The following is a 13808-nucleotide window of genomic DNA, read 5'->3' as shown; positions in this document are numbered from 1 at the left end:
ATGGGGTAAGTGAGCGGTCAGGCGACCAGTTGCAGAGCGGTGTCCAGGGCACGTTGCTTGATCTGCGCGCCCTGGCCGAACCAGGCCGAGTCCATGCGGTACTCTTTGCTGCGTGCCCGGCGTTCGTGATCGACAAACTCGGTCACAGAGTTGAGCAAGCCCCAGGCGGTGCCGCGTGCCGAGTCGAGCTGACTGCCACGACCACGACCCTCGTACAGCTCCTGAACCTTGCGCAGGGCGCGCTCGTTAGGCAGCACCTCCGGCAGTGCACCGGTCGGATTGGTTTCGCACAGCACATTCATAAAGAAGCCCAGCGCCTCATGCCACTGCACCTTGCGCTCGGCCAGCGCACGCATGCGGTACATAAAGTCGTCCCATTGCGAAACGGCAATGCCGAGCTGTTTCTTTACAGCGTTCGGATCAAAGCGGGTGTTGTGTGGCACCTTGATGGCGCGGCTGGTGCCGTCCAGGGCGATGGTGAGGGTGTTGTTACACACCACCCGAACCGTGGTGGGCGTTGCCGTGGTGGCCAAGGTGCCGTCGCAGGACGTGGCCAGCAGCAGGTAGCCGTTTACCTGGTCATTACCCTTAATTGCTGCGCCCTGACCGGTACGCGCCAGCGCCCAGAACTTGCGGCCACCTTTGAGTACGCCTGCCGTTTCCAGCTCGTAGCCAGAGACCTCGGTGAGATCCCGGTAGAACTCCAGCACCTCGCGTGGCTGCACGGTGTGATAGCGGTTGGAGACCACCGACAGCGGTGCCTTGGTGTCCGAGCGGAACAGCACTTTTTGCTCAGGGAAGGAGTGGATGCTGCCCAGATGGCCAGCTGTCTCCGATTTGAAATGCACGGGACTTTCCTGGATCTGCCAGTCCATACCGGCTTCGCGTTGCCAGACTTCGATAGGTTGTTTTTGCGTGAGCTGATTGCCCAGGCCGTGCCAAGGAGCAGCGCCAGCGTAGGCCATTGTTTCGACGAGATGAGCCATGGTTGAGGTTCCTTTGGGTGCAGGCCGGCATAAAGCGCCGCGCACAGCGCAGCACCGTCCGGACGATATGGATAGAAAAGGTGTGGTGCGGCCAGATCAGGCCGGCAGGTTGAAGCGATGACCGCAGAGCAAGCAGAGGTTGTGGGCCAATACGTGTCGGTCAAGCGTATCGCCGAGCTGAGCGCCGAGCGCACAACCGCCAACCCCGCCAGCCAGGCCACCGAGGATGGCACCTGATACATAGCCGAGCGTGATGCCGAAAGGTCCAGCGATAGTGCCAACTAGCGCACCAGCTTGGCCGCCGGCCAGCGCAGCGCTGACACCACGCGCAACACCGCCTACGGTGCCGATGGCTGCGCCAACTTTCATGGCTTGATGGAATGAAGCGACTTTGGGGGAATTACAGCGAGGGCAGTGCAATGACATGAGGCGAACCTTCTTGGTGGTGATGTCATTGCTGTTATGTAGGGCTGAGAATCTTTCGAATCGAATCAGTCCGCTAGCGGCGGAGTGATTTTGTGGAAACAGCTGCCGCCGACCACTAATAGACAAGACTCTTCGTAAGCAGTAGCGTCTAGCCATTACTGCTGGGTTCTATGCTGAAAGCCGAAGCTCAGTGACTTCAGTTTGAAAATCAAGGATGAGCGTTTATGTCCGGCTTTACCCACTGTCCTTATCGACAGTCCTCCCTTCTGCAGCAGGCCCTTGCGCCAAATAAAATGCGGATTGCATTTCTGTTAGGGGCTGGCTGCCCAATGTCTATCCGAGTCGACGCTGGGGGTGGAAACACTTCCCCGCTTATTCCCGACATTGCAGGTTTAACAACGTTGGTATCAACGACGCTCGCGACGGATGTTGAGCTCGGTGCTGACTATGCATCACTACTGGCACGATTCGGTGCTGCTGCCCCCAACATCGAAGAGATTCTCAGCCATTTAAGGGCTCTACTCGATGTTGTTAGAGACGGTGATATCAATGGACTGACCCAGCCTAAATTGCTCGCCCTAGACAAACGAATCTGTCAAATCACCGCAGATGTAGTTGGTGTGCCGCTCCCCGATGGTGAAACCCCTTATCACAACCTTGCTGCTTGGGTGAGTGGCATTTCTCGGGCGCATTCTGTAGAGGTTTTTACGCCGAATTATGATCTGTTGATGGAGCAAGCTTTAGAGTCCCACAAGGTTCCGTATTTCGATGGGTTCGTAGGTGCTAGGGAGGCGTTTTTTGATCTTCCGTCGATGGAGTCGGACACACTTCCTTCACGTTGGGCTCGACTGTGGAAGGTACATGGTTCAATAAACTGGTGGCGTACACCTAACCATGATGTTGTCCGAAAGAACAAAAGCGACGATGCGGATAGGCAGATGATCTACCCGTCACATCTGAAATATGACCAGAGCCGACGCCTTCCTTATCTGGCAATGCTGGATCGGTTACGAGATTTTTTGGGTCGTGGCCAGGCAATTCTGGTCTGCTGTGGCTACTCGTTTGCCGATCAGCATCTAAATGAAGTGATCATGAACGGTTTACGTAGTAACCCGACGGCTATGTGTTTTGGGCTGCTGTATGGGGACCGGGCTCAGTATCCTGAAGCGATTCGTTGTGCCATGCGACAGCCAAACCTGAGCATCTTGGCTGCGGATGGGGCAGTTCTTGGAACTCTGAATAGAGATTGGAATTCCGCTTCGCAGGATAGCCATCCATTACATGGGGTGGCTGTTAGCAGTGTGGCTGAGGGCGAAGTAGAACGATGCAGATTTGGGTTGGGCGATTTCAAAAAGCTAGGTCAGTTTCTTGCCCATCAGCTAAATCAAAACTCTGACTCGGGCGCTAGCAATGAAGCGTGATCCTACCTTCATAGGCGTTGTCCAAGATGTTTTTGGTTCTACCGTAACTGTTGAGCTCAATGACGATACAGCGACAGGCCTTGGCTTTGTTGCTGGCGAGGGCTACCGCATTGGCCAAGTTGGCAGCTTTGTGCGGATTCCTCTTGGCTTTGTCGACCTATATGGCGTCGTTTCCCAAGTAGGGGCCGGTGCAGCGCCGGACTCGGGAGATGAAAGACGTGCTTATGGAAATCGCTGGATAAAGGTCCAAATGGTTGGTGAAGGGCAGCGGGGTGGCCGTTTTGAACGCGGTATTTCACAGCATCCAACTGTTGATGATCGTGTTCATGTGGTGACTCAGGCAGACTTGGCCGCTATTTACGGTGCAGTTGATCCACAAGACTACGTACCGATTGGGCATCTTGCTAGCGCCGAGGCAATCCCTGCATTAGTGAACATCAATCGACTGGTCAGTAGACATAGCGCTGTGGTGGGTACAACAGGCTCAGGCAAGTCGACAACCGTTGCGGGGCTATTGAATGCTCTTTCTGACCCATCGAGATACCCTGCAGCACGGATTCTCGTGCTGGATATTCATGGCGAGTATGCCAAAGCACTGTCGGGGCGTTCGACGGTTTTTCGCGTCGCTGCCGATTCTGTGCAGGGCCAGAAACCACTGAACATTCCATTCTGGGCGCTGAGCTTCGATGAGTTCGTGCCGTTTGCATTTGGGCGCCTAAATGATGCCCAGGCCACCGCAGTTGCTGACGCGATTGTAGATCTGAAGCGCGAAGCGCTAGTGAATCACCCTCGCGCAGGTGTAACGGTCGACGATGTCACGGCCGACACTCCGATTCCTTTCTGTATTCATAAATTGTGGTTCGACCTTCATCGAAGAGAGCATCACACGCTCATTCCCCGGCCGGGTGCGGCGGCAGGGGAGGTAGAGCACGCATATGTCCTAGACAATCTCGGACAGCCACAGGAACCGGGCGATGCCATGACTGTGCGTCCTCCCCTCTATCGAACTGTCAAAGTTACAGGTCCTGCTGAGGAGCGTGTGCAACTTGGTGCAGGAACAATTGGGATCCGAGCCCAGCTTGCATCGCTGGCTTCAAAGTTGCGCGATCCTAGGTTGGCTTTTTTGTTTAGGCCAGGTGATTGGTCGCCTTCGCTTGATGGCGGTGTTGTTAAAGATGTCGATGAGTTGCTGTGTGACTGGATTGGGTCAGATCAACCGGTTTCCATCCTTGATCTTTCAGGCATTCCATCGAACATTTTAAGTGACCTGATCGGCGCAATGCTTAGGGTGCTATACGACGCAATTTTTTGGGCTAGAAATTTGCCAGAAGGTGGGCGAGAGCGGCCGCTTTTGATTGTTCTGGAGGAGGCCCATGCATATCTGTCGCGTGAAAGTGATGGCTCCGCTTCCTCTGTTGTAAGGCGTATTGCGAAAGAAGGGAGAAAATACGGGGTAGGTATGATGCTGGTTAGTCAGCGCCCAGCAGAAATCGACACCACAATCCTGTCTCAATGCGGGACACTGTTTGCGCTTCGGCTGACAAATGATAGTGACCGTGGGCATATCGCGAGTGCAGCAGCCGATAACCTGAAGGGGCTGTTCGAGATGTTGCCTGTTCTACGTACTGGTGAGGCCATTGTGGTTGGGGAGGCTGTAAGTCTTCCAATTCGAGCTTTGATTTCTCCGCCTCCCATTGGGCAGCGACCTGATAGCGTTGATCCCAAAGTAGTTGTAAGGCAGGTAAATGATCTGGGCGTTCAGGTTTTTGAAGGTCCCGGCGGGTGGGCGCAAGAGGTTGGCGTCTCTGATTACTCTGCATTGGTAAGGCAGTGGCGCAAACAGTCTCCTCGTTACGAACATGAGCCAGTAGCTATGCTGGCTCCTCAAGGAAATGCAGCAGCGGAGCCAGCAGATGATTAATTTTTTCGATAGTCCAGAGTCCTCGACCATCGTCAGAGTAGGTTTTGATGATCAAGCGTCTATTCTGATCGTCGAATTCAAAACTACGGGCACGTATCATTATTTTGATGTGCCCCAGCATCTTTATGAAGCGATGCAAGCTGCGCCTTCACGAGGTCAATTTCTTGCTCAGAACGTGAAAGGGCGGTATCGGTATTCACGGGCTTGAGAAGCTAATCCGAGATTGCAGGGAACAGATTGAATTTTCTCTCTCTGCCTTTAAGGGGCAGAGGGTGGTGGCAAGAGTGAGCCAGTAGTAACACCTGTCAACGTATCGAAACGACTTTTCTGTCCCGATTTTCCTTGATGGCTTACACCGACATATTTCCTGTTGCTGCTTCCTGAATGTGCTCACTCCACCAGGCCATCATCGGTCGCCTGCGTTCGATGAGTTCCCGGAGTGGTTCATTGCTGCGTATGTCGACAAAGTGATCCTGCCGGTCTAAGTCACTTTCAATTTACAGCGCTTTATTCACTGTGCCAGCTTAAGTATCGACTCGATGCGCTCGCCCAGCAGGCACCATGCTGCGGTTTTTTCTTTGGCATAGTCGTGGTGCAGGTAGTGCCTGCGAACTTTTGATCCGCCTAGTAGATGATTTTGACAGCGGTCGATGATTTCCAGTGTAATGCCGAGCTCCTGCATCATGGTCGCGCCTGTACGTCGCAGGTCATGCGGTGTCCATTCCCCCTTGGTGCCCTTGCTCAGTACCAGTGAGTCGTCGTGATGGCGGCCTGCCAAAGGTTTGCTGCGGCTCTTGAAGTGGCACTGCCGATCTCCGATCAACTTGCTGACCGTCTTGGTGTCGACGTGGCTATTGCCATCTTTGCTAGGGAAGCAGAACGGTGTCTGGCTGGTTTCTTTATGCAGTCGCTTGAATTGCTCAAGGGCAAAGGCTGAAAGAAATATGTGGTGATCCTGGCGCTTACCCTTATGGCCCTTAGTCGCTTCGGCTGGAATGAACCAGGTGCCTTTATCCAGATCCACATGCCGCCATTCAGATTTGAGTAGCTCGCCAATGCGGCAAAGCGTACTCAAGCAGATCCATACAGCGCACTGAACACGCAGGTTGACTGGGCGAATGCCTGAGTATTTCAGGCCGGCAGGTAGCGCCTCATAGTCGCACTCGAGACGCTTGAAGATATTGCGTAGCTCTCGGAGCTCATCCGGCGAAAGCAGTCGATCACGCTGTTCTTCGTAGTCGTGGTCTAGCAGCTTGCTGACGTCGATCAGGTCGGCAGGGTTACCGTCCGCCATCAGGGTGCGCCACGGTTTGCGCTTTTCTCCCCAGCGCAGCATTTGACCGATGTCTTTGCTGCGAATCACGACGGTACGGTTCAGGCCACGTGCTTTCACCGAGCGCAGAACGGTGAGCAGGTCTTTCTCTGTCAGACTGCGTAGCGGCTTCTTGCCAATGACTGGCAGGACGTCCTTCTTAAAGCTGCGGATCAATTCTGCGTTGCCATCCTGGCGAGAAACGCCATCGCGTATCCATTCGTCAAACAGGTCAGCCACTGTTTTGTTTTCGGCAGCTTCACGCTCTGCTTCAGCAATTGTGCTGGCAATCGCAGCTTGTGCCTCGATCCGCGCTGCTTTTGCAGCAAGGGTAGGGTGCAAGCCTTTCGTTACGAGTGCCCGGGCTTCGTCGCGCTCAGATCTGATTTGCGCCAAGCTTTTCTTCGGCCAGCTGCCCAGCCGTTTTCGAGTTCTGGAGCTATTAAGTTTGAATTCATAGCTGAACTGAACCGTAACTCCGCGTACTCCAGCTCGTACCTCGGCCACCAGCCCTCCATCCTCTCGGAAGACCTTTCCATGATCTGCACTGGTGAAAGCATCCAGTTGCTTGATTGTCAGCTTGGCCACTCTCTACCCCTAGTAAAATTCTTCGCATCAGAATTTTGTGCCACTTTTGTGCCACCGAAACGCTTGGCTGGTGGTGGACGGTCGTGGACGCTATGGGAAGATAAAGTAGCCTGTAAGTACCGTAATTACTAGGCTTTTGGTTGTCCGTGAGTGTCTTTGGAGATCTGTGGAAATCCATGAAAAACTAGCATGGGGTGCTAGGGGTCGAGTGTTCGAATCACTCCGTCCCGACCATATAATCATTACATTAGAGCTTGGCCAGAAATGGTCAGGCTTTTTTGTTTTAGGGCTTGCCAGTTATTTGGCTGCTGCCTTTCTCATGTGCGGTGATGCGCATCTATCTCAAGAAAAAGCGCTGTGTCCGTTAGTCTGGCTGGGCTGCTAACGCCTTAAGTTTTCGGGTCGACAGGGGCTTCTGGTGCGATTAGCTCTTGAACTCATTCAGAAGCCAGTATGCAGCTAATAAAAAAGCCGACCCAGAGACTGGGTCGGCTTTTCATAGCCTTGAGAGCTATTACTTGCGGCTGGCTTTTTCCAGCATACGCAGAGCGCGCTCATTGGCTTCGTCAGCAGTTTGCTGAGCCTTCTGAGCAGCAGCCATAGCGTCATCAGCCTTACGGTAGGCTTCATCGGCACGGGCTTGAGCGCGAGCAGCTGCATCTTCAGTTGCAGTCAGACGAGCTTCAGTTTCTTTGGACATGCTGCTGCAACCGGTAGCCAGAACTGCGGCCAATGCCAGAGCAGAGAATTTCAGAACGTTGTTCATCGTGTTCCCCTTGAGGTGGAGGTTTTCCATAAAAGCAATTTCCTGATAATAGGAAATTAGCCGGCGTACATACTACCTATAACTTGTAGTAAGTAAACGGAGGCAAGGCAAGGCGCAAAGGTTTTTTTTCGATTGCAGTAGAGTTAGGCGTTTTCTGCTGATTGGCTGCTTAAAAAACAATCAATTTCAGGCTGTTGGCAGTTCTTTGCGCAGTAACTGTTGGCGTTTAGGGGTTGCAGTCGTTGCAACGTATTTTGACGATAATCTCGATGTTTACTGGTATCTGAATGGCTGTACGTTTGTGGCAGATAGCTTTGGTAGTAGGCAGGTGCAGTGACTGGGTTTGGCACATAGCCCGGTGCTGCCGGTGTGATCTAAGTCATTGATTCACGTGACCTCACAGGTTCCGGCCTGATAAGCTCGTTATAATCGCCTACAACTTAATAGGTAAGAAATTCTGTAACCCCATTGCTGCAGAGGCTGCGAGCGGGTTGCGCGAGCGAACAGAGGAGTTGCGATGAGCGAGGCGCTGTCCATTCACCATGACCTAGCAGGTCATCAGTTCGAGACCACAGTGGATGGTGATCGGGCCTATCTGGCTTATATGGATCTTGGCAAGCAAACGCTGGATATCTACCGCACCTTTGTTCCCACCACGCTGCGTGGGCGAGGCATCGCTGCTGCGTTGACCGAGCATGCACTGCAATATGCTGACCGCTTGGGCTATACGGTCATTCCGTCATGCTCCTACGTCGAGCGTTACATGCAACGCAAAGGGCGTACGGATAAGAGCTGAGTGATTCAGGTAACGTAAAAGGCCAGTCAGAGACTGGCCTTTTTTATATCTGTTTTAGCGATCAGGTCTTGGCAATCAAGTTGCCGGCATGCAAACCGCATTCTTTCTGTGTGGCTTCTTCCCACCACCAGCGGCCTTCACGCTCATGCTGGTTAGGCAGTACGGGGCGTGTGCAGGGTTCGCAGCCGATGCTGATAAAACCGCGCTCATGCAGGCTGTTATAAGGCAGTTCGAGCATGCGGATATAGGCCCAGATATCTTCACTGCTCATCTGTGCCAGCGGATTGAATTTGTACAGGGTGTTGTCCGCTGTGGAGAAGGCTGTATCGAGCTCGACCGCCGCAACTTGGCTGCGCGTGCCGGGGCTTTGGTCGCGCCGCTGGCCGGTGGCCCACGCTTTAACCGTGGCGAGTTTGCGGCGTAGCGGGGCGGTTTTGCGGATGCCACAGCATTCACCGTGACCGTCTTGGTAGAAGCTGAATAGCCCCTTCTCCTTGACGAAGGGCTCTAGGGCGGCAGCGTCAGGTGAGAGTATGTCGATGCTGATGCCATAGTGCTCGCGCACCTGATCAATAAACCGATAGGTTTCTGGATGCAGGCGGCCGGTGTCGAGGCTGAAGACTTTGACGTTCTTGTTGAGCTTCCAGGCCATGTCGACCAGCACCACGTCCTCGGCGCCGCTGAACGATAGCCACAGCTCATCGCCAAAGTGCTCAAAGGCGAGTTTGAGAATGTCCTGAGGCGACTTGTTGGCATAGCTCGCCGCCAGTTCGGCTGCGTCGAAGGGGTGGCTCATCGGGCTGAATTCCTAGTTAGGGTGACGCTGCGCGTCTTGTGTGGCGATGGTAGCAAACGCAGGTTATTCGACTAAATAACGAAGTGCCTCAGTAGACCTCTGATTTGAGTATAAGCACCGCGTTGCAGAGCACTGGGGGAGCAGCTAGAGTGCCGCCTTCTAAAAAATCCAAGTTAGGAGTGTCCTGTGGAAATCGCGTGTCTCGACCTGGAAGGCGTACTGGTACCGGAAATCTGGATCGCCTTCGCGGAAAAAACTGGCATCGAATCGCTGAAAGCGACCACCCGGGATATTCCGGACTATGACGTGCTGATGAAGCAGCGTCTGCGTATTCTGGATGAGCACGGCTTAAAGCTGTCCGATATTCAGGAGGTGATTGCCACTCTCAAGCCCCTTGACGGTGCGGTGGAGTTTGTTAATTGGCTGCGCGAACGCTTTCAGGTGGTGATTCTTTCGGACACCTTTTATGAGTTCTCCCAGCCGCTGATGCGTCAACTGGGTTTCCCGACGTTGTTGTGCCACAAGCTGATTACCGATGAAACGGATCGGGTGGTGGACTACCAGTTGCGTCAAAAGGACCCTAAGCGTCAGTCGGTACTGGCCTTTAAGAGCTTGTACTACCGAGTAATTGCCGCCGGCGACTCATACAACGACACCACCATGCTCAGCGAAGCCCATGCCGGCATTCTGTTCCATGCCCCGGACAATGTGATTCGCGAATTCCCGCAATTCCCTGCGGTGCATACCTTTGAGGCGCTCAAGCGCGAGTTCCTTAAGGCGTCTAATCGCCAGCTGAGCCTCTAATCTGTCAGGCTTTAAAGCCTGCGCTCCAGAGCCATTCAAATGCTCACTTACACGCCCCACAAGTGCTGCGCGCTCGTGGGGCGTGTGTATTTGGGCGCTGAGGATTACCGGCAACGTCGCGTTGCCGTTAACAATCTAGGCAAATATCGTATGTATTGGCCGTGTGTGCACGACGTTATTGCGAGCAGTTATGGAGTGTTTCAGCGATCAGCTTGAGCGCTGGCGGTTGGTCGCACTACCAGCCATAGGGCGATGGCGATCAATACGCCGCCGTACAGATACGCCCAAGACAAAGGCTCGTCGAGTAGCAGGGCGCCCCACAGCACACCAAAGGGTGGAATCAGGAAGGTCGTGGTGCTTGCTTTGATCGGCCCTACATCACTCAGTAGGCGGAAGTACAAGACATAAGCCAGGGCCGTACAGACAAAGCCTAGCCCTGCGAGAGACAGCCAGACGTCTAGCCCGCCCCAGCTGGCTGGCGGTTGTATGACCAGAGCGCCGCCGAACAGCGGCAGTAGAAACAGGCTGGCGCCACACAGGCTGGCAAAGGCGGTCAAACGGTTGTCCAGGCCGCCCTGCATGCCAATCCAGCGCCGCGTAAGAAAACCGGCAAAGCCATAGCAAGCGGTCGCCACCAGGCAGGCGGCTGCGCCGAGCAATAGGGTCAAGTCAAACTCAATTGGACCCGTGCGGGTCAGCACCGCTACACCCAGTAGGCCGACAGCGACTCCGGCGGCTTTGCTCAGGGTCATCGCTTCAGCAAAGAACAGCATGCCGATCAATACGCCCATCATCGGCGTGGTGGCGTTGAAAATGGCGGAATAGCCTGCTGGCAGCACCAAGGCAGCCATGCAGTACATGGCCGAAGGCAGCCCCGCGTTGATCACCCCGAGTATCAGGCAGTGTTTAAGCTTGCCGTTAAAGTCCCAGCGCACGCGCATCAGCAGCAATATCACCAGCAGCCCAAGCATGCCCAGGCTGGCGCGAAAAAAAGCAGTCGGCAGGCTGCCAAGCACTGGCGCAACGATGCGCATGAACAGAAAGCTTGCGCCCCAGATAGCAGCAAGCAACAGCAGACGCATCAGGTCGGCAAGGCGCACAACAGACTCCACAGCGGTCAGAAAGGGTGAGCAGTGTTGCTGGCCCGGGGCGCCAAGGCAATTCGAAATGCGCTTTCAAATGCTTACATGACGGCATTTCGTTGTAGATAAGCGCGCATCCATGCGCTGGCCGCTTTTACTTCATGTCGTCACTGGATAAGCTCGGTGGCTTGTCCGCACTCACCTGTAGGGGTTCGTATATGCCACAGCAAAGGCCGGCCAGCGCGATAGCGGCGTTTATCCTTGATGGCTTTGACGACTACCGCGAGCAGTTTCGGCAGATTACCAACGGCGCACGCGTACGATTTGAGCAGGCCCTGTGGCAGGAAATCCAAAACGCATCGGCGGCGCGTATTGCCTTGTATGAAAAGTGCGTGACCGCTGTCAGCCAGCAGTTGCGCGAGGCCTATGCGGCCGAGGCATTGCTGGATGTTGACCAGTGGCCACTGGTCAAGTCGGCCTATATCGCCTTGATTAACCTGCGGGATGACGATGAGTTGGCGGAGACCTGGTTTAACTCGATTTTCTGCGGGTTGTTCAGCCATGACCAGATCAATGATGGCTGCATGTTCATCCACACCACTCGCCCTTCGCTGCGGGTTAATACACGTACGCCGCAAACGCGCTTGTATGAGCCCAATGGCGATATTGAGACGTCTCTGCGGCAGATCTTCGACGATTTCAGTTTCGAAGTGGGCTACGAAAATCTGCCGCGCGATTTGACGCGACTGCTCAAACAATTGCGTCAAAGCCTGCCGGACTGGGTGTGCAAGGACCCTGACTTGCGCATCGAGTTGTTTGCCTCGCGCCTGTATCGCAACAAAGGTGCCTACCTGGTGGGGCGTATTTACACCCGCGATGAACAATGGCCGCTGGTGATACCGCTGTTGCACCGCGAAGGGCAGGGGATTCAGATTGATGCACTGATTACCGATGAGGCGGAGGTGTCGATCATTTTCTCCTTCACCCGCTCCTACTTCATGGTGCGGGTTGGCTACCCTGCGGAGTTCGTCGGCTTCCTCAAGCGTATCTTGCCGGGTAAGCACATTGCTGAGCTGTACACCTCGATTGGCTTCTACAAACACGGCAAATCAGAGTTTTATCGATCCCTGATCAACCATCTGGCCACCACCGATGACAAATTCGTCATGGCGCCAGGGGTGCGGGGCATGGTGATGAGCGTATTCACGCTGCCGGGCTTCAATACGGTATTCAAGATAATCAAGGACCGCTTCTCACCGTCGAAAAACGTCGACCGCAATACGGTGATCGAGAAATACCGCCTGGTGAAAACGGTCGACCGGGTCGGGCGCATGGCCGATACCCAAGAGTTCGCCGATTTTCGCTTCCCTCTAAGCAAGTTTGACCCGCAATGCCTGGCCGAGCTGCTGGATGTCGCGCCGTCGACCGTTGAGGTTGATGGCGACACCGTGCTGGTGCGCCACTGCTGGACTGAGCGGCGCATGACGCCGCTGAATCTGTATGTGGAAAGTGGCAGTGAAGCTCAGGTGCGTGAGGCGCTAGATGATTACGGTCTGGCGATCAAACAGCTAGCTGCCGCCAATATCTTTCCCGGCGACATGCTGCTGAAAAACTTTGGCGTGACTCGTCACGGCCGCGTGGTGTTCTACGACTACGATGAAATCTGCTACCTGACGGAGGTGAATTTTCGTCATATCCCCCAGGCGCGCTACCCCGAGGATGAAATGTCCTCCGAGCCGTGGTATTCGATCGCGCCGATGGATGTGTTCCCTGAGGAGTTCCCGCCATTTCTGTTCGCCAATATGCAGCAACGCAAACTGTTCAGTGAGCTGCATGGGGAGCTGTACGACGCCGATTATTGGAAAACCCTGCAAGCGGCGATTAGCGCAGGCAAGGTGATCGACGTATTCCCCTATCGGCGCAAAGATCAAGCCGATAGGGAGTATTGAGCCGTATGCGTGTATCGCTTGGTTTCGTCGCTAGCGGCCTTTGGCTGCTGGCCGATAGCCGCGTATTGCACGCGACCGAAGTTGACGACCGCTTAGTTGTGCCGGCTCCGCTACTCATCACCAGCCCACGCAGTAACGTGCGCTGGCTGAGTACGCCGGCGGCGGTAACGGTGGTCGATGCGGGAAACATACCGGGAGAGCAGAACCTCGCTCTGGATACCTGGCTGGCACGTGTGCCGGGCGTATTCAGCCTCAATCGTTACAACCTGGCCCAAGGTCTGCGTCCGTCGGTTCGTGGATTCGGCGCGCGCGGTAACTTTGGTGTGCGCGGTATTCGGGTGCTTGTTGATGGTGTACCCCTGACCATGCCGGATGGGCAAACTGAACTCGACGGCCTCGACCTTGGTTTGGTTGAGCGCATGGAGGTTTTGCGCGGACCGGCCTCGGTGCTCTACGGCAATGCTGCCGGTGGAGTGCTAGCGATCGAAACCCGCGAACCGCCGGCGTTGCCCTCGATGCAGCTTGACCTGAGCACTGCAAGCCTCGGCTATCAGCGAACACGCGTCGAAATGGCGTAAGCGTCCAGCCAAGACACATTCCAACGCTGTATCACGCGCTGAACGGGTAGCCTGTATCACAGGCTGCACGCTTACTCTGTATCACACGCTGCACGCATAAAAATCAGTGCGAGACTATTACGGGTAGGCTGTTTGGGGTGATACACCAGTGTGGTTACTGGTGGGTTTTGGTGGCTTAGAGCCTCGTTCAACTTGCCCATATTCCGACTGCTATTTGCTGACGGAGTGACGCCCAAAAAAGTCAATGAGTAGTATCTGATCGTCACCGCCAGTCTAGCTTGCGTGACTCAGCTTGATGCCCACTGATGCGGCAGCAGTTGGCCGATCTCACTGGCTCGCTGAATCGGCAGCCGTGTCAGCACGTCTTTGAGATAGGCATACGG

The 13808-nt window shown here is 54.7% G+C and carries 14 protein-coding genes; 7 read left to right on the top strand and 7 right to left on the bottom strand.

Annotation, left to right across the window (positions count from 1 at the left end):
- Positions 1–17: 17 nt before the first annotated feature.
- Together SOP97_RS15670 and SOP97_RS15665 are read right to left on the bottom strand one after the other, a co-directional pair.
- Positions 18–986, bottom strand: coding sequence for a DUF932 domain-containing protein (locus tag SOP97_RS15670; RefSeq protein WP_322950057.1), 969 nt, complete (start codon positions 984–986; stop codon positions 18–20).
- Positions 987–1082: 96 nt separating this feature from the next.
- Positions 1083–1412 (bottom strand): hypothetical protein, encoded by a 330-nt coding sequence (locus SOP97_RS15665; RefSeq protein WP_322950056.1) that lies wholly within the window; start codon positions 1410–1412, stop codon positions 1083–1085.
- A gap of 224 nt (positions 1413–1636) precedes the next feature.
- Here SOP97_RS15665 and SOP97_RS15660 point away from each other — a divergent pair, with 224 nt between their 5' ends.
- Genes SOP97_RS15660 through SOP97_RS20455 form a run of 3 tightly spaced genes read left to right on the top strand, consistent with a single transcriptional unit; the run spans position 1637 to position 4962 of the window.
- Complete coding sequence (locus tag SOP97_RS15660) at positions 1637–2833, top strand: SIR2 family protein (RefSeq protein WP_322950055.1); 1197 nt, start codon at positions 1637–1639, stop codon at positions 2831–2833.
- Positions 2823–4754 carry an ATP-binding protein gene (locus SOP97_RS15655; RefSeq protein WP_322950054.1) on the top strand — a complete coding sequence of 644 codons (1932 nt, stop codon included), beginning with the start codon at positions 2823–2825 and terminating at the stop codon, positions 4752–4754. Before SOP97_RS15660 ends, SOP97_RS15655 begins: the two co-directional genes overlap by 11 nt.
- Positions 4726–4962, top strand: coding sequence for a KTSC domain-containing protein (locus SOP97_RS20455; RefSeq protein WP_411912074.1), 237 nt, complete (start codon positions 4726–4728; stop codon positions 4960–4962). Before SOP97_RS15655 ends, SOP97_RS20455 begins: the two co-directional genes overlap by 29 nt.
- A gap of 303 nt (positions 4963–5265) precedes the next feature.
- Here SOP97_RS20455 and SOP97_RS15650 read toward each other — a convergent pair whose 3' ends face one another.
- A complete protein-coding gene (locus SOP97_RS15650; protein WP_322950053.1) occupies positions 5266–6654 on the bottom strand; it encodes a tyrosine-type recombinase/integrase in 1389 nt (462 codons plus the stop codon).
- A gap of 514 nt (positions 6655–7168) precedes the next feature.
- Positions 7169–7420: an outer membrane lipoprotei OprI gene (oprI, locus tag SOP97_RS15645; RefSeq protein WP_090242095.1), complete on the bottom strand. Its 252-nt coding sequence runs from the start codon at positions 7418–7420 to the stop codon at positions 7169–7171.
- Positions 7421–7937: 517 nt separating this feature from the next.
- On the opposite strand from oprI, the gene SOP97_RS15640 reads away from it, so the two are divergent.
- Complete coding sequence (locus tag SOP97_RS15640) at positions 7938–8216, top strand: GNAT family N-acetyltransferase (protein WP_274088772.1); 279 nt, start codon at positions 7938–7940, stop codon at positions 8214–8216.
- A 61-nt stretch (positions 8217–8277) separates the two neighbouring features.
- Here the strand turns inward: SOP97_RS15640 and SOP97_RS15635 are convergent, their stop codons facing one another.
- Complete coding sequence (locus SOP97_RS15635; RefSeq protein WP_274088773.1) at positions 8278–9012, bottom strand: phosphoadenylyl-sulfate reductase; 735 nt, start codon at positions 9010–9012, stop codon at positions 8278–8280.
- A gap of 186 nt (positions 9013–9198) precedes the next feature.
- On the opposite strand from SOP97_RS15635, the gene thrH reads away from it, so the two are divergent.
- Positions 9199–9816: a bifunctional phosphoserine phosphatase/homoserine phosphotransferase ThrH gene (gene thrH / locus SOP97_RS15630; RefSeq protein ID WP_274088774.1), complete on the top strand. Its 618-nt coding sequence runs from the start codon at positions 9199–9201 to the stop codon at positions 9814–9816.
- A gap of 200 nt (positions 9817–10016) precedes the next feature.
- Here thrH and SOP97_RS15625 read toward each other — a convergent pair whose 3' ends face one another.
- A complete protein-coding gene (locus SOP97_RS15625) occupies positions 10017–10916 on the bottom strand; it encodes a DMT family transporter (RefSeq protein ID WP_274088775.1) in 900 nt (299 codons plus the stop codon).
- A gap of 200 nt (positions 10917–11116) precedes the next feature.
- On the opposite strand from SOP97_RS15625, the gene aceK reads away from it, so the two are divergent.
- Both aceK and SOP97_RS15615 read left to right on the top strand, forming a co-directional pair.
- A complete protein-coding gene (aceK, locus tag SOP97_RS15620; protein WP_274088776.1) occupies positions 11117–12847 on the top strand; it encodes a bifunctional isocitrate dehydrogenase kinase/phosphatase in 1731 nt (576 codons plus the stop codon).
- A gap of 5 nt (positions 12848–12852) precedes the next feature.
- Positions 12853–13425, top strand: coding sequence for a TonB-dependent receptor plug domain-containing protein (locus SOP97_RS15615; RefSeq protein WP_322950052.1), 573 nt, complete (start codon positions 12853–12855; stop codon positions 13423–13425).
- Positions 13426–13712: 287 nt separating this feature from the next.
- On the opposite strand, the gene SOP97_RS15610 is transcribed toward SOP97_RS15615, so the two are convergent.
- Positions 13713–13808: transposase domain-containing protein (locus SOP97_RS15610; RefSeq protein WP_322950073.1), on the bottom strand; the 96-nt coding region annotated here is incomplete at its 5' end.

Source organism: Pseudomonas spirodelae (assembly GCF_034653255.1).
Taxonomy (GTDB): domain Bacteria; phylum Pseudomonadota; class Gammaproteobacteria; order Pseudomonadales; family Pseudomonadaceae; genus Aquipseudomonas; species Aquipseudomonas spirodelae.
Note: the sequence above shows the minus strand (reverse complement) of the source record. Positions and strands in the feature narration are given on the sequence as shown.

Bases quoted from the DNA above. Each gene is read 5' to 3' on its own strand.
- SOP97_RS15670 (WP_322950057.1), bottom strand. From the start codon at position 986: ATGGCTCATCTCGTCGAAACAATGGCCTACGCTGGCGCTGCTCCTTGG.
- SOP97_RS15665 (WP_322950056.1), bottom strand. From the start codon at position 1,412: ATGTCATTGCACTGCCCTCGCTGTAATTCCCCCAAAGTCGCTTCATTC.
- SOP97_RS15660 (WP_322950055.1), top strand. From the start codon at position 1,637: ATGTCCGGCTTTACCCACTGTCCTTATCGACAGTCCTCCCTTCTGCAG.
- SOP97_RS15655 (WP_322950054.1), top strand. From the start codon at position 2,823: ATGAAGCGTGATCCTACCTTCATAGGCGTTGTCCAAGATGTTTTTGGT.
- SOP97_RS20455 (WP_411912074.1), top strand. From the start codon at position 4,726: ATGCAGCAGCGGAGCCAGCAGATGATTAATTTTTTCGATAGTCCAGAG.
- oprI (WP_090242095.1), bottom strand. From the start codon at position 7,420: ATGAACAACGTTCTGAAATTCTCTGCTCTGGCATTGGCCGCAGTTCTG.
- SOP97_RS15640 (WP_274088772.1), top strand. From the start codon at position 7,938: ATGAGCGAGGCGCTGTCCATTCACCATGACCTAGCAGGTCATCAGTTC.
- SOP97_RS15635 (WP_274088773.1), bottom strand. From the start codon at position 9,012: ATGAGCCACCCCTTCGACGCAGCCGAACTGGCGGCGAGCTATGCCAAC.
- aceK (WP_274088776.1), top strand. From the start codon at position 11,117: ATGCCACAGCAAAGGCCGGCCAGCGCGATAGCGGCGTTTATCCTTGAT.
- SOP97_RS15615 (WP_322950052.1), top strand. From the start codon at position 12,853: ATGCGTGTATCGCTTGGTTTCGTCGCTAGCGGCCTTTGGCTGCTGGCC.